Raw genomic sequence first — 22,248 nt, forward strand, 5'->3', positions numbered from 1 at the left:
CGCCTCTTGATTTAGACACATATTTTAAAACTTAGCGTCCAGCCAAACCCAGGCTTTATCTGTGTCGACGCCTAAATCGTCGGCAGAATAAGTGGAGTACTTCAATCCAACTGTATAATTTTTGCTAAAGTCATAAGTATATTGTAATTCCAGCTCGCTGCCGTAATCCGATAAACCAGGCGCATCTTCATCGGCTGAAAAATCATACCAGGCTAGATGGTATTTACCCTCCAGCAATTTACCTTGCAACTTGAAATAAAGACTCTGCAAACCATTGGCAGGAGTTGCCAAAAATTGGTCGGTCCAACCGTTAAATTTGTGTAATGTTGCCAATGGTGTCGAAAAGCCATAAATGCCATCATCGGACCCCATGTTTTCCAGACCCAGGGTGAATTTGTGTTTGCGAATTCCCAATCCAGCCTCAAGTAACCAGTAGTTCGCATCAGCCTCACTACCAAGTACCTGATTTTCCTGAGTGGCAAACTCCAGTTGATAGAACAACTTCATCGAATCCAGTTTTTTATCACCGTCGAGTCGAATGCCGTAAGTGTCCAGGCTATTGTCCGTATTATTATCAATCTCCAGCAAATAGGCATAACCGGTAAAGGTTCCGATATCGCTCTTGTAGCTGATGTTTATCAGGTGATCTTCTGAGTCCACATCCAACTCGTCGGCAAAAATGCGATTGCGCTGGTTGATAAAATAATATCTTGTTGTGAACTCTTTGTTGTAGCGATGAACCACACTCAACGCATCAAAGGTTTGCCGATCCTGACGCCAACCTACATGACCAACATGACGTTGATTATCCAAAGCGATAACCTGTCTGCCTGCCCGCACTGTGGTTTTTACATTCGAATATTGAACATAAGCCTGATCCAACTCTGTAGAGTCGGGATCTGCAATTACAGAATAAACACCGGGATTAAAACCGGTAGGCGGCACACTGTAATCATCGATTCCCAGTACAGAGCGCACATCCTCCGCTTCCACAACAAAGGAAAAGCCATTATTGGCCGCAGATTCATACGTTAAACGGGTACGCAATGTTAGCGCGTCAGCGTCCTGTAATGCGTTATCCTGATCCACCGTTTCATAGCGTAGACGAAAATCCAGTGTGGTATGCCCTTGCTCTATCGCCTCAGCCAGATTGTCGGCCGCCTGCACCTGTGCGGCGCTGAAAGCTAAGGCAATGGCTGACAGGGAAAACCCTAATCTTTTAGTTGTTGTGCCCATACAGTGTGTCCAAAAATGTGTGTGTTTTAGTGTAATTCTGTACGATAAGGTGACACCTGAAATTATTGCCCCCTTAACTCAGTAAGTATTTTACCCGAAAATTCACTTATTTCTGTAAATTATTGTTTTATCCTGAAAATAAGCAACTCCTCATTTCACATTGTTTTGCTTAATCACAGCTTCGTGTTATTGCACCTACACAGGAAGGCAGGTATAAAGAGCGGCTCAGTTTGGTAGAACTGTCTTCCTGAGTTTAACTTTCAAATATAGGGCGCACTTATCATGTCTGGCTGTAATTCTCCCGGTCTCTTACCCATTGAACAGGCTTTAAACAAGCAATTGGAAATTATTTCCCCGATAAAAGAAACTGAATCCGTTGCCTTGACCCAAGCATTGGGCCGCATTATTGCTAAAGATGTAATTTCCCCAGTAAACGTTCCGCCCTACGACAATTCAGCAATGGATGGCTACGCCGTAAAGAACCTCGAGTATCACTGTGTTTTTAAAATCGTAGGCGAAGTCATGGCTGGCCAGCGCTATGAAAAAACCTTAGAACAAGGTGAAGCTGTGCGAATCATGACTGGAGCCCCTATTCCGGAAGGCACTGGTGCGGTTATCATGCAGGAGGACACCCATGTTGAAGGTAAAGGATTAAGTTTAAAAAATCCCATCAGGATTGGAGAAAATATTCGAAAAGCTGGAGAAGACATAAAAATAAACAGCGTGATGTTATCGAAAGGTACACGTCTGGCTCCGCAACATCTCTCCTTGTTGGCATCAGTGGGTATGGCACGGGTAGAAGTATTTCGAAAAATTAAGGTAGCGGTAATGGCTACCGGTGATGAATTGGTTGAACCAGGCCAGCAATTAAATCCAGGAAAAATCTACGAGAGTAACCGGGTGGGCTTGATTGCTATTTTACGTAAATTGGGTGCTGAAGTGACAGACTTAGGTATCATTCCAGACCAGTTAGATAGCACTCGCGATGCCTTTAAACGGGCGGCACAACAAAATGACTGGGTAATAAGTTCAGGCGGAGTTTCCGTAGGAGATGCTGACTTTGTTAAGCCCGTTATGGAAGAACTGGGCGTGATTGCTTTTTGGAAAATCGCCATTAAACCCGGTAAACCTTATGCATTCGGCGCAATTGAGAATACCCTGTTTTCAGGATTACCCGGAAACCCGGTATCATCCTTTGTTACCTTGTTGCAACTAGTCATTCCAGCACTGAAAAAACTCTCTGGCGAAGTCGCAAGCAAACCCGTTGAAATTACCGGATTGCTGGATAAAGACTTCAAGCGCAGAGCAGGTAGAACTGAATTTCTGCGGGCCCGTATGTGGCTGGACGGGGACAACAATGTGCGGGTAATGCCAGGTGAGAAACAAGGCTCGGGAATCATGAATTCATTTACCAACGCCAACTGTTTTGTGGTGATTGACGCCGATTGCAGTGAATTAAGTAAAAACAGTAAAGTCACCATACTGCCCTTTGACCCTTTATTAAATTGATACAGAGAACAATTTGAAATATCGTTCATTCAGAACCGAATCACGTTCACTTTTAAAATTAGCCGGACCATTGCTGGTGGCGCAACTGACTCAGATGCTGATGGGTGTATCAGATACCCTCATGGCGGGCCGTTTATCGTCCACCGATATGGCGGCGGTTGCAGTTGCCTCCAGTTTATTTTTCCCGGTGATGATCCTGGTACAAGGGATCATTATGGCGTTGCCTCCAATTATTTCCCGACTACATGGTGCCAAAGATCACTCTCCTATCCCTGAAGTGGGGCACCAGGCGCTGTATATCGGACTTGGATTGAGCCTGTTGGTATTTATCGCTAGTTTTTTTACTTATCAATTCTTTACGCCCTTTAATATGGCTGCTGATCTGCACCGGATTTCAGCAGATTATCTGCAATATGTGTTTGTCGCTTTCCCGGCGTTTTGCGTTTATATGGTGTTGCGCCAATACAGCGAAGGCTTATCTCATACCAAGCCCAGCATGATCATTATGATTGTGGGATTAATTGTGAACATTCCGGCCAACTATGTGTTTATCTACGGCAAATTTGGTGTTCCTGCGTTTGGCGGTGCTGGCTGTGGTATCGCCACAGGTCTGGTGTTTGTGGCGATGATGACCTGCAATTGGTTGTATGTGAAGTTCTCCAAGGATCTGGCCTTTGCCCCCTTTTTCAGTCATTCCAGTAAACCCGATATCGCAAAAATTATTACCCACTTAAAAATAGGATTACCTATTGGCTTAGCCTTATTGTTTGAAGTGACTTTGTTTTCGGTTATAGCGTTATTGTTGTCTCCGTTAGGCGCAAAAATTGTTGCGTCCCATCAAATAGCGTTAAATGTCTCAGGAGTACTGTTCATGGTGCCCCTGAGTATCGGCCTTGCGGTTACTATCCGCATTGGCTATCTGTTAGGTGAAGACAGAGAAAGCGCCGCAAGAGACGCCAGTTATACCGCAGTAACCTTAGGCTTGGCGTTTGCTGCCATCAACGCACTGATATCAGTACTACTGCGTTATGAATTATCTGGCCTTTACAGTACAGAAGCAGACGTCATTAACATGGCGGCAGACTTGTTATTCCTGGCCGCAGTGTTCCAGTTTTCAGACGCAATACAGGTAATCGGTGGCTGTATTTTACGTGGCTACAAAGACACTAAAGCCATGCTGATCATCACCATATGCTCGTATTGGGGAGTTGGATTAACCATGGGTTACACGCTGGCATTGACCGATATTATCGTACCTGCGATGGCAGCCACAGGCTTCTGGGTGGGTATCATAATGGGGCTTACCGTTGCAGCAATTTTGCTCAGTCTGCGCATTCGCTATATTCAGAAAGCGCCGTTATCACCGGCGATTCAGGCAAGTTAGATTGCGCATTAAAAAGCGGTTTTTCTCTGAAAGTAAGCTTATAAATAGGGACACGAAATTGTGTCCCTTCTTGCTATATAAGCCATCACACCTGCATGTGATTTTTCACAGGTAAATCGCGAATTCGCTTACCGCTGGCGTGATAGATAGCATTGGCTATGGCCGCTGCCACGGGTGGCGTGCCAGGTTCACCGACACCACCAGGAGGTGCATCTGATTCAATAATGTGGGTGTGGATTTCCGGGCATTGGTTCATTTTAAGCACTTGGTAATCGTGGTAATTAGACTGCTCAACCTTACCCTCTTTAAAGCTAATCTCGCCTAACAAAGCAATAGACAAACCAAAAATCATTGAGCCTTCTTGTTGAGATTTAACCCGATCCGGGTTAACCACAGTGCCAGCATCAATCGCGGAATGCATTTCCAGCACAGTAACCTTATTATTCTCCACTTTAACTTTGGCCGCCACCGCGACATAACTGACAAAGCTGCGATGTACACTGATACCCCAGGCTTCATTCTCGGCCGCAGGCTTATCTGCGCCTGATTGTTTAATCACCTCTTGCAGACAGTGCTTCAGACGTTTGGTATCAAGAGGAAAACGTTCCAGAGATTCCCCATAATTGCCGAATTCAAAGCCTTGTTCATTGGGATCGATGTTGGCATCCTCACCAATCAGTTCTAACCACATCTGATGGGTGCTTTTGTTAGCTGCAACTGCCACTTCATCCACAAATGAGCCCAACGCAAAGGCATGCTGAATATTGCACACTGAGCGCACCCAACCTATACGGGCATGAGCCGTCGCCTCATGCGACTCACAGGACAAATTGGCCAGTTGAAAAGGTACATCGCCAAAGCCCAGTGACAACTCCCAGAATTGCGGCTCTTTGGTGTTACCGCTGAACGTCCAACCAATACTAGGAAAAGCGCTGCGCTGGATCCAGCTACTCACCTGCCCTTTATCATTCAGACCCGCCTGATAGTGTTGCGCACTGATAGCATGGTAATAGCCATGCTGAATATCATCTTCCCGACTCCATACCACCTTTACTGGTTTGCCACTCTGTTTCGCTAATATAGCGGCTTCCACAGAAAAATCCGGTTTGGATTTACGACCAAATCCACCACCAAGAAGAGTCACGTTTACCTTCACCTGAGCTGGCTCCAGCCCCAACACCTGAGCAACCGTATTTTGCGTAGATTGTGGTGTTTGGGTGCACGCCCAAATTTCCACCATCCCCTCCTTAAACACCGCCGTAGCAGCTGGCGGCTCCATGGTGGCATGGGCCAGATATGGCACTGAATAAGAAGCTGCAACAGATGTTTTGGCTTTGTCCATTTCTGCATAGGCATCACCAACACTGCGCTGAACCTTGCCTTTAGTTTTCACACTTTCCTGCAACGCGGCCAGATAGCTCGCAGAATCATGGGTTTGGTTGTCATGCTCAGACCATTGAATCTTGAGTTTTTTCGCCGCCTGCTGAGCTGCCCAGGTATTATTGGCTAATACGGCAACTCCAGGCAGGGAATTAAAACCCACCGGAAAACTGCGCTCGGGCATAGCCACTACGTCAACGACTCCCGGCGTCTTCAAAGCTTTTTCTTTATCGAAAGATGCCACATTCGCGCCAACTACCGGAGCGCGAACAATACTGGCGTACAACATGCCTTCCATCTGCACATCCTGACCAAATACAGTGTTACCGGTCTGGATATCCTGCATATCGACAATGGTCAGCCCCTTACCAATATAGTTAAAATCTTTTTTGTCTTTAAAGGTCAAACTCGCCACATCAGGAGGAGTTATTTTGCTGGCCGCAGAGGCCAACTCACCATAGCCCAGACTTTTGCCGGACTGATGTGTAACCTTGTGGTCTGCAGCTTTTACTTCACTGACTGGTACACCCCACCTTTCGGCAGCAGCTTGCTCAAGCATAGTACGGGCAGAAGCGCCCATTTCTCGCATGGTCTGATAAAAATGTCGAATAGAGCGTGAACCATCGGTGTTTTGACTGCCATAACGGGCATCAGCCAAGCCTTGTACGACTTTCACTTTTTGCCAGTCAGCATTTAATTCATCCGCTAACACTTGTGGCAATGAGGTTCTGATCCCCTGTCCCATTTCAGAACGATGGCAGACAATATGTACTTCACCATTTTCCTCGATACTGACAAACAGGTTCATTTCACCTTCCCCGGCTTCATCAGCGAAAACCGGTGAAAAAGAAGGCAGCGTCACTCCCAGTACCAGTCCGGTACCTGTGATACCCAGAGTTTTTAAAAATCCGCGGCGACTGACGTTGTGTAATACCGAATCATGGCGTTGTTGTAGCTGTTCAATAAACATTATTTAACCTCCACAAATTTAGCTGCAGTTTTAATTGCGGCTTTAATACGAGTATAAGTGCCACAACGACAAATATTACCCTGCATATAATTATCAATATCAGCGTCACTGGGGTTTTTATTAGAGGCCAACAAGGCGGCTGCTGACATCATCTGGCCAGACTGACAATAGCCACATTGCGGCACATTGTGTTCCGACCAGGCCTGTTGAACCGGGTGACTGGCATCTTCACTCAAACCTTCAATAGTAGTAACCGACTTTCCGGCTACAACGGAGACGGGCGTCGCACAGGAGCGGATGGGTTGCCCATCCATATGCACGGTACAGGCACCACAGACACCTAAACCACAGCCATATTTCGTTCCTGTCATATTCAGCAAGTCGCGGATCACCCAGAGCAGTGGCATTTCTGCTTCGGCGTCGACCTTGGTGGGCTTTCCGTTGAGGGTAAATGTAATCATAGATTAACCTTTTGTTGTTTTTGCCAGTGGCTCAAATCTTCCTGAGTGTCAATATCCATTGCGCCGCTTTGCAGCGCGACAGCAATCACTTTGTCTTGGTATTCTGGACTGTTCAGATACTTTCCCGCGCCTTTATCTCCTTGCAGGTTGCGCAATAAAGCATAGTCGTCAGCGGGAAAAATTGCAGGTACGGCATTTCTCTCCAGATAATTGCCACAAATAATTGCTTCCCGGTTGCTACGGCTGTATGCAATAAGTTGTTCAATTTGTTGCAACGAAATATCAGGCTGGTCAGCCAACATTATCAACATGTGGGAACAATTAGGCAGGGTTTCGAGGCCAGCTTTGATGCTTGCTGAGATACCAATTTGCCAATCTGAAACTGTCTTAATACTGACATTTGATGGAACTTTGATGGCGGTTTCAATATCGGTTTGATTGGCTCCCAATGCCACTACCCGATAATCACACTCCACCTCTGCAATCAAATCCAGCGCACTCTGCAACATGGTTTTATGCTGCAACAACGCCAACTGCTTGATGCCAGCAAATCGCCGGCTTTGTCCGGCTGCTAACAATAATACCCCAAGAGAATAACCAGCCATTGCCCTAACCTGCTAATCTGGAGGCGGGCAATGTTTGGGTTAGCGTCTGTCCGCTGGCGCCGTGCAATACCGCATGGATTTCGCTTAACATACTCAATGCAATGGATTCTGGCAGCTCTCCACCGATGTCGAAGCCAATCGGATTATGTAATGGTTTAGACAGTTGCGAGTCTGAGGTGTTTACTTCTTTAAATACCCGTTCGGTACGATGGCGAGGGCCTAACATGCCGACATATCTGGCAGAGCTGGATTGACTCAACAACAGTGATTTGGCATCCATAGTGACATTGTGATTCATCAGCACGATCGCCGAAAATTGCTGCAGCACCGGGTGATTGTGTAAATCATCCAGCTTATCCCGGATAATGCTATCGACGGATTCGAAAAAGGATTGTTTTGCATACCCCAGCCGCTCGTCAAACAAGGTCACATGCCAGCCCAATTGTTTTGCGATATTGGCCAGTGGAATAGCATCAATACCACCGCCAAAAATCCCCAGGCGGATAACAGGATTCTGTTCGCTTGCGAACCAGTTATCGTCATCTAAGGTATTAAGGCGATTCATTGACCAATCCGCTTCGTGCGGGATCTGTGTTAAGCAACGGTTTTGGGGCGCTTTTTCTTCTGCCTGTAACAAATAAAAACAGCGTTGGTTATTTTCCAGTTGTGTTTTTAATGTTCTCAATTCCAGATAATCATTTTGTTCGGTTACGGGTTGCAATAAGATGCGCACCATACCGCCACAGCCAATCCCTAACTTCCATGCAATATCGTCTTCATCTCGCATGTCGTATTGGATGATATGGCTTTTGCCACTATCCCAACACTTCCTGGCCTGCCGCATAATATCCGCTTCCAGGCAGCCCCCACTTAACAAACCATGATACTGTCCCAGACTGTTGATGAACATAAAAGCGCCAGGCTTGCGATAACTGGAACCATCCGTCTCGATGATGGTGGCCAGTACCCATTCCAAATCATCTTTTTGTGGAAACCAGATTTTGAGAAGAGAGGTAAGGTGATTATTTTTGACAGCACTCATGCGATGCAATTATTCCCTTTTTCGGTTAGTCCTGTGTTGTAACAAAAATTCCGTACAATGGAAATGACCTGTGACAGCTACGTCCATTTTAAAAAGACGAAGTAATGAATAAATGAGATTAATGGCGGGACGCTCTGCTTCCCGCCAATTTTGATTATTGGGATTCAACCAGCATTTTCAGGTTTTTAAGCCCGGCTTCAAAGTCTGGCCCTACCATACCATCCATCATAGCGGCAAAATAATGATTGATGGGATTACTGCCAACATCCCCATAATCGGCCCAGACTACCGTAGTTACGCCGTTTTCTTCCGTTAATGTCAGCTCACCGGTGCTGCCCATATCAAAATCGGGAAAGTATAGGTTGTATACCACTTTTTTTTGAGGGGATAATTCAGTAATGGTCATTTCTCCCGAACCTTCTGTTTCACTCAACCAACTGGATTTTTGCCCCACAAAACCATCAGGACCGGTATAGGTCACCTGCATTTCCGGATCCCGTTCAAACCACACGCCCCATTTTTTCCACTCTTTAAGATCAACCACATGAGGAAAAACTTTTTCAGCGGGTGCGTCAATTTTAATCTGACGCTGCACATGAAACTCTGAAGGCAGTAAAAAACCCACCACCAGAAACAACACCACAACCCCCGTCAATCCCAATATTGCATATTTTAACGCTTTCATTTTTTGTTTCCTTTTCAAACTTTTTTAACATCAGCATCGACAAGACCATTGGCGATGTAACGAATTCTTACAATAGATACAGCCAATAATAGCGGAATATCCAATCCTCGGTAGGTTTGAATTCAAAACAGGTTTACAATTTATTTACTTACATGAAGACACAAAATACTTTTTGTGCAGTTTTAACCAATATCGCTAATAGTTGGTGATATTGGCTAACATGTAGGAATAGTTAGTCGAAGGATTGTTAACCAATGATGATAACCTTATGTTTTTTATGACATTTTTTACATGGCATGGTGAATGCTATCGATTGGCAAGTTTCGCAAATTGTTCAATTTTTTTTCAGGGGAAGACAAATGACACACAATAACAACTTAAAAACCCTTTTACTTGCCAGTAGCATCGCCGTAAGCAGCGCCTTTTTATCCGGATGTGGTGAAGCCGAAGCCACAAATAATGCCGAAGAAGCCGAAGAAATTATTTCCATCCCAGTGGAAGTGTCAGATTTAACCATTGGTAGCATCTCATCCAATTACGAAACCACAGCCGTGCTTGAAGCTAAAGAAGAAGCTTTTGTTGTGGCTCGTGCCTCAGGGATTATAGAACACATTTATGTTGAAGAAGGCGACTATGTGGAAAAAGGTCAGCCTTTAGCGAAACTTGAGCAAGAGCGATATATTCTGAACCTGAATCGCGCCAAAGCCGATTTACGCGGTGTCCAAAAAGAATTAGACAAGATTGATAAGGTCTACAACAAAAAGCTGGTCAGTGATGATACCTACGACAAGCTAACCGCTCAGTTTGAGTCAGCGAAAGCAACCTTAGAATTGGCGGAGTTAGATTTAGCAGAAACGACAATTCGAGCTCCGATTTCCGGGTACATAGCCGAGCGAAATGCCAAAGTGGGTAACCTGACAGAGTCATTCCAGCGTGAGCGTATGTTCCAGATTGTGCAGCAGCGCCAGCTATACGGCATTGTGCACTTGCCCGAAAAAGAACTTGCCCGTGTTCACAAAGATCAAAAAGCGTCTTTATCCATCACGGCATTGGGTGACCAGAACATTGATGCCTATGTAGAGCGTATTTCGCCAGTTATTGATGCCGAAACCGGCACATTCAAAGTCACTTTGCGAGTTCCTAACGAAGATAACCACCTGAAAGCCGGTATGTTCTCAAAAGTTAAACTTAACTATGACACCCATCAAAACGCAACCTTACTGCCTCGCAAAGCCCTATTGCACATTGACGATCAAATTAATGTCTTTGTAGTTAAAGACGGTATTGCTTCCAAAACTGCAGTAAAAATTGGCTATCAGGAAGGTCAATTTGTAGAAATTACCGAAGGTTTGGATGGTTCTGAAAAAGTGGTTATTACCGGACATCACAACCTGAAAGATCAGGCCAATGTAGAAATCGTTAACGGTTAAGCAAGCCACACAATTCGGAGAATAAAATGAGTATCATTGATGTGGCGGTTAAGCGCCCGGTTACCGTGTGGATGTTTACTTTTGCCATTTTATTGTTTGGCATGGTGTCCTTATCCCGATTATCTATCAACCTATTGCCTGAGTTGTCGTACCCGACACTGACCATCAGAACGGACTACGAAGGTGCCGCTCCAGGTGAATTAGAACAGCTGGTTTCAAAACCAATAGAAGAAGCCATTGGTGTGGTTAAAGGCGTTCGCTCGGTTAAATCCACTTCCAAGGCCGGACAATCAGACGTATTGCTGGAATTCGAATGGGGCACAGACATGGATTTGGCCTCCCTGGATGTCAGAGAAAAACTGGACATTTTGCAATTACCACTTGATGTTTCTAAGCCACTGTTATTGCGCTTTAATCCGTCACTTGATCCCATTATGCGCTACGGATTGGGAGGTGCGTTGCCCTCCCCTAAAACTGACAACCCTGACGCAAACGACAACACAGCGCAGGAAACTCAACTCACCAGTTTAGATACTGCTGGCATGAAGCGTTTGCGGATTTATGCTGAAGAGCAAATCAAACGCAAGCTTGAATCTGTAGAAGGCGTTGCCTCGGTTAAAGTAGGTGGCGGCCTGGAAAATGAAATTCAGGTGTTAATCAACCAACAAAAAACCAGCCAGTTAAATATCACCATCAGTGAAATTGTCACCCGACTACAACAGGAAAATGTCAATACTTCCGGTGGTCGCGTAGAAGATGGCTCGCAAGAATATCTGGTTCGAACCCTTAATCAATTTGAAACCCTGGATGAGATGCGCGACCTGTTTATTGCTACCCGCAATGGTCGCCATATTCGTCTTGGCGATATTGCGGAAATTAAGGACAGCCATAAAGAACGTACTTCGATTACCCGGTTTGACAGTTTCGAAGGGGTTGAGATTGCTATCTACAAAGAAGGCGACGCCAACACCGTTGAAGTGGCTGAAAACGTAAAAAACCGCCTGCAACGGATTGAGCAAGAGATCCCTGAGCAATATAAAATGCAACTGGTGTACGACCAGTCTACCTTTATTTCTAATGCCATAGATGAAGTAAAATCAGCAGGTATCGTCGGTGGTCTGTTGGCCATGCTGATTTTGTATCTGTTCCTGAAAAACATCTGGCCCACCTTTATTATCTCCATTTCTATTCCGGTTTCGATTGTTGCCACTTTCAACCTGATGTATGGCAACGGCATCAGTCTGAATATCATGAGCTTAGGCGGTATCGCCCTGGCAATCGGCCTGTTAGTTGATAACTCCATTGTGGTACTGGAAAACATTGACCGCAAAAAACAACAAAAGCTGGATAATAAAACCGCAGCGTCAGAAGGCACAAAAGAAGTGTCTATGGCTATTGTCGCTTCTACACTGACCACTATGGCGGTTTTCTTCCCACTGGTATTTGTGGAAGGCATTGCCGGGCAATTATTCGGTGATCAGGCCATGACGGTGACATTTGCTTTGGCAGCTTCGTTACTGGTGGCTTTAACTATTATCCCTATGATGGCCAGCCGCGCTAACAAAAACTCTGAAGCCGACACCCTGGATTTAGGCCCTTCAAGTGCCAAAAGCAAACCCACAACTCGTCTGGGTAAGTTCTTCTATTATTTAACATTACCTGCTAAATACCTGATCAAAGGCTTGTTTTATTTCATTCCTTTGCTTATCAGCAGCCTGGTAGTGATCGTTGTTAGACTTCTGCGCAAAGCACTGGGCTATTTGTTTACTCCGATTTTGTGGGTATTTGATAAGGCCTACAATGCCATTTATAGCGCTTATCAACATTTATTGAATTTCGCATTGGCGCAGCGAGCAGTGGTGATCAGCAGCATTCTGTTAATTTCACTTAGCTCAGTGGCTTTAGTCAGCAAGTTGGGAATTGAACTTATTCCGCCAATGGCACAAGGTGAGTTTGATGTTGAAGTGACCTTGCCCACAGGCGCACGCCTTGAAACCACCGATCAGGTATTAAACGAATTATCACGGTTTACCGAAACCCTGCCCCATGTTGATCGTACTTATTCGATTGCCGGAACCGGTAGTCTGATGAACGCTTCACCCAGCCAGGGTGGTGATTATTGGGGTAAGTTAAATGTGGTATTAAAACCAGGTTCTTTGCCTCAAGACGAATTGGCCACCCAGGCCGCCATGCGTGAATACCTGAAGTCGCAAGCAGGCGTACAAAGTAAATTTGGTAAACCTGAACTATTCAGCTTCAGCACACCACTGGAAATCGAATTGGTGGGTTATGATTTAGGCATGTTGCGTCGCTATGGCGAGCAAATCGTCACAACACTGGAAAGCAATGACCGCTTTGCCGATGTAAAATCGTCACTGCAATCCGGGAACCCGGAACTCAAAGTTCATTTTGACCACGCTAAATTGGCGCAATTAGGATTATCGTCCCCTGATGTAGCGCAACTGGTTGCGGCAAAAATCGGTGGTGAAATTGCCAGCAAATATTCCATCAATGATCGCAAAGTCGACATTCTGGTGCGTACCCAGGAAGAACAACGAGACTCAGCAGCGGATGTGTCGCAAATCATCGTTAATCCGGGAGCTGCGCGCCCTATTACTCTGGACGCCGTGGCAGATATTGAAACCTCTATCGGCCCCAGTGAAATTACTCGCGTCGGTCAGGAAAGAGTGGCTATTATTTCCGCCAACCTGGCTTACGGTGATTTAGGTGAAGCGGTTGCTGATGCCGAAGCGCTATTAGCTGGTATGCAATTACCACTGAGCATGCAAGCTAAGATTTCAGGTCAGAACGAAGAAATGGAAGTGTCATTCCAATCCCTGAAATTCGCCCTGGCTTTAGCCATCTTTATGGTTTACCTGGTAATGGCATCACAGTTTGAATCACTACTGCATCCGTTTTTAATTCTGTTTACCGTCCCTCTGGCCTGTGCCGGTTCTATTTACGGCTTATACCTGACCGGCACTTCGGTATCTGTTGTGGTATTTATCGGTCTTATCATGTTGGCAGGTATCGTGGTAAACAATGCCATCGTTCTGGTAGACAGAATCAATCAGTTACGTGAACAAGGCGTTGAAAAAATGGAGGCCATCAAAGAATCTGCCCTGACCCGTTTTCGCCCAATATTGATGACCACACTTACCACCACCTTAGGTTTATTACCTATGATGTTGGGTTTCGGTGAAGGTGCGGAAATTCGTAAACCTATGGCTATCACGGTCATCTTTGGCTTGATGTTCGCCACACTATTAACGCTGTTCTTTATCCCTATTTTGTACAGTCTGTTTGATCGCAAGAAGTTTGAGCAAAAGCAAGAACAAGCTGACAACAGCAGCCTGGAATCTGCTAACGGCAATGCAGGAGCCTAGTCATGAATCAACAACAGGAAAATAAGTTTCAGGTTTTAGGTGCAGGGTTGGCGAATTTTGCCCTGCGCCGCCCAGTAACCGTCTGCATGTTTTTCGCTTCGATGTTGTTATTGGGACTCATCGCCAGCCGATTATTGCCGCTGGAGAAATTCCCGGGCATTGATATTCCGGAAATCTATATCAACATCCCCTATCGTGACGCCTCTCCCGCCGAGGTTGAGAAAATGATCACCCGTCCTGTGGAGGAAGCACTGGCCACCATGTCGGGTATTCAGCGCCTGCGCTCATCCTCTCGGGAAAATGGGGCAGAGGTAGGTATTGAGTTTAAATGGGACGAAAACATCAATGCCAAGAGCATCGAGGCCCGTGAAAAAATCGATGCCATCCGGCACTTATTACCAGATGATGTAGAACGCATTCTGGTTTATCAGTTCAACACTAATGATCTGCCTATTTTCCAGCTCAGGGTTTCCAGTGAGCGCGACCTGTCTAACGCCTATGACCTGTTGGAGCGCAACTTAAAACAGCCCATAGAGCGGGTTGAAGGCGTCTCCAGAGTAGAACTTTATGGTGTATTGAAAAAAGAAATCGCCATTCGTATCGACCAGGAACGCATGGCGGCATTGCATGTCAGTGTTGGAGAGTTGGTCAATACACTGCAGGCAGCGAACTTTTCCATGAGCGCCGGACATATCTTTGAAAACCAGGAAAAAATATCGGTCACACCTCAGGGTGAATATCGCAGTATGCAGGAAATCGAAGAACTGTATGTTGCCAAGGGTATTCAATTAAAGGATATCGCTGAAATACAATATGAGACACCTCGACGTTCAGAAGGTCGCCACCTCGACCAGACCTATGCGGTGGGATTCAACATCTTTCGTGAATCCGGCTCTAATCTGGTTGAGGTATCTGAGCGGGTCTGGAAAGTTATCGACGAAGCCAATGAAAACCCGGCATTCAACGGTATCAACCTGCTGATTTTTGATGATGAAGCCGAATCTGTAACCTCATCACTGTCGGATCTGGTGGATGCGGGTTTATTGGGAGCCTTCTTGTCAATTCTGGTGTTATACGCCTTTTTACGCCGCTTCACGACGACCCTGATAGTGGTGCTTTCCGTGCCCTTCTCATTGTGTATTACCCTTGGTTTTATGTTCTTTTTTGGCTACAGCATTAATATTCTGTCGCTGATGGGACTGATGCTGGCCGTGGGTATGCTGGTGGATAATGCTGTAGTAGTTACCGAGAGCATCGAACAAGAAAAAGTTAACATTAAAGATACGGTCACCGCTACCAAGGTGGGTGTATCCAAAGTTAGCCTCGCGGTTATCGCCGGTACAGCAACCACTGCCATTGTATTTCTCCCTAATATTATTGGTAAAAAGGTCAGTCTGACAATTTTCCTGGAGCATGTGGCCATTTCCATCTGTATTTCGCTGTTTGCTTCCCTGTTAATTGCACAAACCCTGATCCCTTTGTTGGCATCTAAGATCAAACACAAACCTAAGCCAAAAGATGCCAAGCCCAGCGTTATGAAACAACGCTATGAACGCATGTTAGCCTGGACGCTATCGCATCAAGGCTGGAGTGCCATTATTGGGGTGCTTATGGTGGTAAGCACTGTATTTGTGGCACAACTGGTACCGGATCACGAACAAGGAATGGATAATCGCAACCGACTTTGGCTGAACTACAACATCAACGGCAACTACACCCTGGATGAAGTAGAAAAAACTGTAACTAAGCTGGAAAACTTCTTGTATGCCAATCAGGAAAAATTCCACATTAAGTCTATTTACAGCTACTACACCCCTGGATTTGCAGTTTCCGGTATTACCCTAAACGATGAATTACCAATTAAGAAAAAGGATATTCAGGAAATGATTCGGGAGTCTTTGCCCGGCTTTGCTCGTGCTAAGCCCAGTTTCCGTTGGGATGATGGCGGCGGCGGTGGCGTTCGCCTGACCTTGTTGGGTCCGTCTTCAGAAAGCCTGTTGCGCATCGCTGATCAGGTGGTCCCTGTACTGAGTAATGTCGATGGGTTGGCCGATGTGAAAACTGAAATCGACGACAATCAGCGTGAATTGCAAATCCATGTGGATCGCCAAAAGGCCTATCGCTTCGGGTTAAATTCCCGTGACATTAGTAATATTGTCGCCACCGCATTGCGCGGCAACAATTTGCGTACCTTTCGACACGGCAATAATGGTGAAGTGGATATTCGTCTGATGTTTGATGAGGCTCTGCAGCACTCGATTCAAGAGTTAAAGTCGTTGCCGGTAGCCCGTGACGGTAATAAAACAGTCACGCTGGATATGGTTGCGGATTTAAAAGTCACTAGTCGACTATCACAAATCAATCGTTACTACCGCCAGACAGCAATCGCCATCGGAGCCAACCTGGAAGAGGAAATGACTCTGGAAGAAGCTCGCGAGAATATTGAGAAGATCATGGGCAATCTGGAATTACCCACTGGTTACAGTTGGTCACTGGATGGCAGCTTCCGTCAGCAGCGCGAATCAGAAGCCATCATGCAAACCAATATGCTACTGGCTATCGCCATGATTTACATTGTGATGGCGGCTTTATTTGAGTCGTTATTGTTACCCACAGCGGTAATCACCTCGTTGTTATTTTCATTCACCGGGGTGTTCTGGACCTTCGCAATTACAGCAACTCCCATGGGAACTATGGGAATGATAGGCATGTTGATCCTGATGGGCATAGTGGTAAACAACGGTATTGTCTTGGTGGACCGAATCAACCAGTTAGTCAACGAAGGTCATCGTGTCCATGATGCCATTATGGAAGGCTGCCTGACACGTGTCAGACCGGTTCTGATGACGGTTGCCACAACGGTTCTTGGCTTATTACCCCTGGCGCTGGGCGATACTAATGTTGGTGGTGATGGACCTCCCTACTCGCCTATGGCCATAGCCATCATTGGCGGTCTGGTGTTCTCCACCGTCACCAGTTTGTTCCTGGTGCCACTTGCCTATTTGTTATTACTAAAACTGCGTCGTAAAACCCGCAATATGATTAATGACAGCAAGGTGCTGGTATCCAGATTTATTAAAGCCGTTTAAGCAACAATGCGGAATTGAGCCTGACCAAATAAGTCAGGCTCTTTCCTTTTATTGCCTATTTGATTCTCACCAAAGTCACATCGCAGGGCGCATTATTTGATACGGCAGTGGCGGTTGAGCCAATTATGGACTGCAATCCTTTTTTGGAATGTGTGCCCAACAGAATCAGGTCTGCTTTTTTGCTTTTAGCCAACTTGCAGATAATTTCGTGAGGCTTCCCTACTTTTAACAGCCTATTCTTTTTCGCCACCTTAAATTCTGCCGCCATTTTTTCGAACTCCGGTATGGCTTTCTCAGTCAGCTCTTTTTGATAATCTTTGGGCAAAAAGCTGTATGGCAGCACGTTGACTACAATCAAGCGACTGGCAAACTTATCAGCTAAAGTACAGGCCTTTGCCAACAATTCACTGCCTTCATCACCTATTTCCACCGCACAAACAATGGTTTTATACATAGTTTCCTCTCAGTTAATTATCTAAGCCAGGTTCATCAACAATAGCGCCAAAACAGGCTTGAATAACTCATTAATAGCAAACTAAATGGCGCCTTGGTTTGACCTGAATCATGATTTGCTGCTGTTGCAATGAAAAAGAGTAAAAATATTTTTTGGGTTCTATGTGGAAAGTCTGATTAAGTGTCGTTAAGATGCGCTGCACTGTCTGTGTATTCAAAAAAACACAATAGCACACAAGATTCGACTACAATCGGATAGTAAAACAACAAAACAAGGAAACAGGAATGTTAAAAAAGATTGCCCTTGCCTCTTTGGTAGCAATGACCGTATCAGGTTGTTCTACCTATTCAGTTAATCGCTATGCGGTTTCTGTAGACAATATTTCAGCTTTGAAAAACATCAAAGATACTAAAATTAATATTGGTGAATTTAACGCTGCCGGCGAAAGCAAAACCAGCATCATGTGTCGTGGCGTAGGCCCAATTAAGACACCGGATGGTCAGTCGTTTGAAGGCTTTATTCGCAAAGCACTGGTTGATGAGTTAACCATGGCTGAGATTCACGATACAAATGGCCCGATCACCTTGACCGGCACCCTGGACTCCATCGACTTCAATTCAGCTTCTGGAAGCTGGGATATTGCAGTAACTATTAACTCCTCAAACGGCCAGTCAATGTCTGTTACTGAAAGCTACTCATATACCAGCAGCTTTTATGGCGAGACAGCTTGTAATCAAACAGCACAAGCTTTGATGCCTGCGGTACAAAACCTGATTGGTAAAGTTGTTCGCAATGACAAGTTTTCAGCATTAGTTCAAGGCTAATCGCTATTCAGGCAACCTGTTTCAAATGGGTTGCCTCACTCCCCAGGACAAGATCGCGAACGATTTTCGAGCGACATCTGACACAGCCTGACCTAATCGAAGCTAAAACCTATTATTTCGGCTACGTTTAAAAAAATCGATATTGACACACTCCACCTATCCCCGGACTTCAATCTTGAGTTTGTTGGTAGGTCGAAATTTATTTCGACGCCGCAGTATAGTTTAACCATCTTCGTTCGATATGAATCATCGTCGGGGCGCCGACTGCGCCTTAAGGTGACCGGGCTGTGCCCCCTTAAGAATCCCCCGCAGCCCCTGACGCGCAAAAGCATAAACTTCGCCATCAGAACAACGACGCCCATCAATGACAGCACATCCCTGATGGCTCTCATCGTTGTTTTAACTGAAGTCGTAGTTTATTGCGCGTAAAGGGGGATTAGGTTCAGCACTCCGAACAAATATTGGCGGAACCGAACCCGCAAACGAATCAGTTTTGGATTATCTCCAAATGAACATTATTAGTTTCTGGACACTACATGAGCACTCATGCTCTCGCCCTGCCTCACTCCCCACTAAAAAGAAGATTTTGCGTCTAGGCAAATGCGCGAAACGACTTTTCCATAAATACACTGTTTGGATCGTTGCCATAGTTGGCAAAAGGGCCACGCTCAACAAATCCATAACCTGCATACAGAGTCCGTGCAGGTTGGAAAAAAGGTTCGATACCCGTTTCTAAGCGTAAATATTGATACTGTCTTAATTCTGCCTGCTGAATAACATGCTCCAATAACAAGCGGCCGATGCCCTTGCCCCGATAAGCATTTGAGGTGCGCATCGACTTAATTTCCGCCCAATGGGGAGCGTGCTCCTTTAGCGCAACACATCCAGCGGCTGAGTCACCATCCCAGACACACCAAAAGTTGATATCTGTGTTTCTCAAGGATGCCAGATCCAGGGTATGTACGCTTTCCGGAGGCGATGTGGCGTACATATCCGCTATGTGTTCTTCCAGTAACGCCACTACTCTGGCGTCTGTAACAGCGTCGGGTTTAATCAGCATCAGACTATCAACTTGCGATACATTTGTACGGTTTTGCCTTCAGGATGCAAAACCGACTCAACAGGATCGAAACCACAGCGTTGATGAAACTGATGAGAGGCGGGATTAGGAGGCTCTTCATTAACTTCGCAGCACAAGGCGTCTATGCCATTTTTACGACAAAATGTTTCAGCTTGCTGATACAGCGCTTTGCCTATGCCGCGGCCTTTGTAAATTGGGCTAACAAAGATACGGTCTATATACAGGAAGTTATCGAACCGGTCACAAAACCAATTAAAATTAAACCCATGATTATCCGCGCCTTTCATAAACCCCATTACAAGACCGGAAATGGCGTACTCATCGGTACAAACTTGCACAAACGCCGCTTCGTTACACAAAAAGGCTAAAGTATCTAAATCCAGCTCGTTAACATGCGGGACTTCCCGATTGTTTAATCTGAGTATTTCAGGCAAATAAGCCGCTTCAATCTGACTAAAATTCATTCCCTGCACCACAGCAATTATATGACCCCATTATTCTGCGAAATCCTCGCGAAAACAAGCAAAAACAGGCTTTGAAATGTAATTCAGTCATTTCCAATTATCCCTGTAACAACATGTTTTTGTTGCATAAAAATAATTTGCAACATTCTGTCTAAAAAATTTTCCTGTGCTGAATAAACCTTTTACCAATCCTGCGCGACTTAGCCAATGATTGTTCAGCATTAATAGTTATTTCGGGGATATTAATGAAAATAACAGATACCAGTGGTCAGGATGTTGTACTGGCTCCAAAATCTAACAAAAGCAAGTGGCTAAAAGGCGTTGTCGCGGTGGTGGTTGTAGTGGCAATAGCCGGTATTGTCGCACCATCCTATAGCGACTGGGCCAATTCCGATCTTTCCGTATCTCGGGAGCGTTTGCGCTTGGCGAAAGTCACAAAAGGTGACTTTGTCAGAGACTTATCGGTTCAGGGGCGAGTCGTTGCCGCCGTCAGTCCTAAGCTATACAGTCCTTCGCAAGGCACAATCACCTACATGGTAGATGCAGGAGACACGGTGGAGCAACAACAGATTCTGGCTATGATTGAAAGTCCGGAATTGACCAACGAGTTACAACAGGAAGAAGCCACCTTACAGCGTTTGCAAATAGAATTAGACCGCAAAAAAATTCAGGCCAAACAGCAAGCCCTCAACAACCAAAAATCCATCGATCAGGCGTTAGTGGCATTAACGGCAGCAGACAGAGAAAAACGTCGCGCTGACAAAGCGATAAAAAGTAACAGTATCAGCGCCATTGATTTTGAAAAAGCACAAGATGAATTAGAGAACGCTCGATTGGAACACAAGCACGCGGTTGAAGATGCACAACTGGCCATCGAATCTTTTGAGTTTGAGTTAAAAACCAATCAACTACAGGTAGAGCGGCAAGCACTACTAGTCGCTGATTTGCAACGCAAAGTACAAGAGCTCACCGTTCGCTCCCCGGTAGCCGGAATTGTCGGTAACCTGGCTGTAGAGCAAAAAAACCAGGTGGCGCAAAACCAGGCCATTTTATCCGTTGTGGACCTCAGCGAGTTTGAAGTGGAGCTGCAAATTCCAGAAAGTTACGCCGATGACCTGGCCATCGGTATGGACGCAGAAATACAGTTTAATGGTGAAACGCACTCGGCAGTTCTGGTCACGATTTCCCCCGAAATTCAAAACAATCAGGTGACTGGACGGGTGCGTTTTGCCAACTCTTCAGAATTGGGCTTGCGTCAAAATCAACGACTTACAACCCGCATACTCATGGAAAACAAATCCGATGTACTGATGGTACAGCGGGGCCAGTTCTTAGAAAGCGCAGGAGGTAAGGTGGCTTATCTGATTCAGGACAACCGGGCCATTCGCACGCCAATCAGTACCGGCGCACGTAGTCTTGGAGCCGTAGAGATTTTATCCGGATTAAATATTGGCGATGAAATTATCGTCTCAAGTACCGAAGCGTTTGATGGCGCTGAGACCGTTTTACTCACTCAATAATTGGGGGAAGTTCAAATGTTAAGAATGGAAAATATTAGTAAGGTTTACCGTACCGATATGGTAGAAACTCATGCTTTAAAAGAGTTTACTTTGGAGGTTAACGAAGGCGATTTTGTGGCCGTCACCGGGCCCTCTGGCTCCGGGAAAACCACGTTTTTAAACATCGCTGGATTGCTGGAGACCTACTCTTCCGGACGCTATTTGCTGGATGGAAAAGACGTTTCAGGAATTAGTGATGCCGCCAGAAGCCGAGTCAGAAATGAGAAAATCGGGTTTATTTTTCAGGGATTTAACCTGATCCCGGATCTCAACCTGTTTGACAATGTTGACGTACCACTCAGATACCGAGGCTTTAGCAGCAAAGAACGCAAACAGCGCATCGAACAAAGCCTGGAAACCGTTGGACTTTCCAACAGAATGCAACACTTACCCGCGCAGCTATCCGGCGGTCAACAACAACGCGTGGCTATTGCCCGGGCGTTGGCTGGTTCACCGCGATTCTTATTAGCCGATGAGCCAACCGGTAACCTCGACAGTAAGATGGCCAATAGTGTTATGTCCCTGTTGCAGGAAATCAACCAACAAGGCACCACCATTGTTATGGTAACTCACGATCCCGATTTAGCCGCCCAGGCAAAACGCAACATTCATGTTCGCGATGGTAAAGTCAGTGAATTGCACGAAGTGGTCGCTGAACAATCAAAAGAAGTCGTGAACGGATGAGGATG

The 22,248-nt window shown here is 45.7% G+C and carries 17 protein-coding genes; 8 read left to right on the plus strand and 9 right to left on the minus strand.

Annotated elements, in window-relative coordinates; all coding sequences use genetic code 11:
* Positions 1 to 24: 24 nt before the first annotated feature.
* Positions 25 to 1,236, minus strand: coding sequence for an alginate export family protein (locus ACXAD8_RS04785; protein ID WP_475225555.1), 1,212 nt, complete (start codon positions 1,234 to 1,236; stop codon positions 25 to 27).
* Between the two features lie 282 nt (positions 1,237 to 1,518).
* On the opposite strand from ACXAD8_RS04785, the gene moeA reads away from it, so the two are divergent.
* Together moeA and ACXAD8_RS04795 are read left to right on the plus strand one after the other, a co-directional pair.
* The gene (gene moeA, locus ACXAD8_RS04790; RefSeq protein WP_475225557.1) at positions 1,519 to 2,745 is read left to right on the plus strand and encodes a molybdopterin molybdotransferase MoeA; all 1,227 of its coding nucleotides are present in this window, start codon (positions 1,519 to 1,521) and stop codon (positions 2,743 to 2,745) included.
* Positions 2,746 to 2,758: 13 nt separating this feature from the next.
* Positions 2,759 to 4,129 (plus strand): MATE family efflux transporter, encoded by a 1,371-nt coding sequence (locus tag ACXAD8_RS04795; protein WP_475225560.1) that lies wholly within the window; start codon positions 2,759 to 2,761, stop codon positions 4,127 to 4,129.
* Positions 4,130 to 4,214: 85 nt separating this feature from the next.
* Here ACXAD8_RS04795 and ACXAD8_RS04800 read toward each other — a convergent pair whose 3' ends face one another.
* The 5 genes from ACXAD8_RS04800 to ACXAD8_RS04820 all read right to left on the minus strand — a co-directional run bounded on the left by ACXAD8_RS04800 (position 4,215) and on the right by ACXAD8_RS04820 (position 9,272).
* Positions 4,215 to 6,479, minus strand: coding sequence for a xanthine dehydrogenase family protein molybdopterin-binding subunit (locus tag ACXAD8_RS04800; RefSeq protein ID WP_475225562.1), 2,265 nt, complete (start codon positions 6,477 to 6,479; stop codon positions 4,215 to 4,217).
* Positions 6,479 to 6,940: a (2Fe-2S)-binding protein gene (locus ACXAD8_RS04805; RefSeq protein WP_475225564.1), complete on the minus strand. Its 462-nt coding sequence runs from the start codon at positions 6,938 to 6,940 to the stop codon at positions 6,479 to 6,481. Before ACXAD8_RS04805 ends, ACXAD8_RS04800 begins: the two co-directional genes overlap by 1 nt.
* Positions 6,937 to 7,545 carry a nucleotidyltransferase family protein gene (locus ACXAD8_RS04810; protein WP_475225566.1) on the minus strand — a complete coding sequence of 203 codons (609 nt, stop codon included), beginning with the start codon at positions 7,543 to 7,545 and terminating at the stop codon, positions 6,937 to 6,939. The genes ACXAD8_RS04805 and ACXAD8_RS04810 overlap by 4 nt, the downstream gene beginning before the upstream one ends.
* A gap of 4 nt (positions 7,546 to 7,549) precedes the next feature.
* Positions 7,550 to 8,587: an XdhC family protein gene (locus ACXAD8_RS04815; protein ID WP_475225569.1), complete on the minus strand. Its 1,038-nt coding sequence runs from the start codon at positions 8,585 to 8,587 to the stop codon at positions 7,550 to 7,552.
* Between the two features lie 154 nt (positions 8,588 to 8,741).
* Positions 8,742 to 9,272: an SRPBCC family protein gene (locus ACXAD8_RS04820; RefSeq protein WP_475225571.1), complete on the minus strand. Its 531-nt coding sequence runs from the start codon at positions 9,270 to 9,272 to the stop codon at positions 8,742 to 8,744.
* A gap of 359 nt (positions 9,273 to 9,631) precedes the next feature.
* Here ACXAD8_RS04820 and ACXAD8_RS04825 point away from each other — a divergent pair, with 359 nt between their 5' ends.
* The 3 genes from ACXAD8_RS04825 to ACXAD8_RS04835 are packed head-to-tail and all read left to right on the plus strand — an operon-like array spanning position 9,632 to position 17,177.
* Positions 9,632 to 10,702, plus strand: a complete 1,071-nt coding sequence (locus tag ACXAD8_RS04825) for an efflux RND transporter periplasmic adaptor subunit (RefSeq protein ID WP_475225573.1) — start codon at positions 9,632 to 9,634, stop codon at positions 10,700 to 10,702.
* Positions 10,703 to 10,728: 26 nt separating this feature from the next.
* Entirely contained in the window at positions 10,729 to 14,088 is a 3,360-nt protein-coding gene (locus tag ACXAD8_RS04830) for an efflux RND transporter permease subunit (protein WP_475225576.1), read from the plus strand.
* Between the two features lie 2 nt (positions 14,089 to 14,090).
* Positions 14,091 to 17,177, plus strand: coding sequence for an efflux RND transporter permease subunit (locus tag ACXAD8_RS04835; protein WP_475225578.1), 3,087 nt, complete (start codon positions 14,091 to 14,093; stop codon positions 17,175 to 17,177).
* A 55-nt stretch (positions 17,178 to 17,232) separates the two neighbouring features.
* Here the strand turns inward: ACXAD8_RS04835 and ACXAD8_RS04840 are convergent, their stop codons facing one another.
* Positions 17,233 to 17,631 carry a universal stress protein gene (locus ACXAD8_RS04840; protein WP_475225580.1) on the minus strand — a complete coding sequence of 133 codons (399 nt, stop codon included), beginning with the start codon at positions 17,629 to 17,631 and terminating at the stop codon, positions 17,233 to 17,235.
* 284 nt (positions 17,632 to 17,915) lie between these two features.
* Between ACXAD8_RS04840 and ACXAD8_RS04845 the strand changes: the two genes are divergently transcribed.
* A complete protein-coding gene (locus ACXAD8_RS04845; RefSeq protein WP_475225583.1) occupies positions 17,916 to 18,455 on the plus strand; it encodes a hypothetical protein in 540 nt (179 codons plus the stop codon).
* A 592-nt stretch (positions 18,456 to 19,047) separates the two neighbouring features.
* Here the strand turns inward: ACXAD8_RS04845 and ACXAD8_RS04850 are convergent.
* Together ACXAD8_RS04850 and ACXAD8_RS04855 are read right to left on the minus strand one after the other, a co-directional pair.
* The gene (locus ACXAD8_RS04850; protein ID WP_475225585.1) at positions 19,048 to 19,515 is read right to left on the minus strand and encodes a GNAT family N-acetyltransferase; all 468 of its coding nucleotides are present in this window, start codon (positions 19,513 to 19,515) and stop codon (positions 19,048 to 19,050) included.
* Positions 19,515 to 20,000, minus strand: coding sequence for a GNAT family N-acetyltransferase (locus ACXAD8_RS04855; protein ID WP_475225587.1), 486 nt, complete (start codon positions 19,998 to 20,000; stop codon positions 19,515 to 19,517). The genes ACXAD8_RS04850 and ACXAD8_RS04855 overlap by 1 nt, the downstream gene beginning before the upstream one ends.
* Positions 20,001 to 20,245: 245 nt before the next feature.
* On the opposite strand from ACXAD8_RS04855, the gene ACXAD8_RS04860 reads away from it, so the two are divergent.
* Together ACXAD8_RS04860 and ACXAD8_RS04865 are read left to right on the plus strand one after the other, a co-directional pair.
* The gene (locus tag ACXAD8_RS04860) at positions 20,246 to 21,520 is read left to right on the plus strand and encodes an efflux RND transporter periplasmic adaptor subunit (protein ID WP_475225590.1); all 1,275 of its coding nucleotides are present in this window, start codon (positions 20,246 to 20,248) and stop codon (positions 21,518 to 21,520) included.
* A gap of 15 nt (positions 21,521 to 21,535) precedes the next feature.
* A complete protein-coding gene (locus ACXAD8_RS04865; RefSeq protein ID WP_475225592.1) occupies positions 21,536 to 22,243 on the plus strand; it encodes an ABC transporter ATP-binding protein in 708 nt (235 codons plus the stop codon).
* Positions 22,244 to 22,248 lie beyond the last annotated feature (5 nt).

The sequence above is a fragment of the Planctobacterium sp. AWH2_060 genome, from assembly GCF_056158425.1.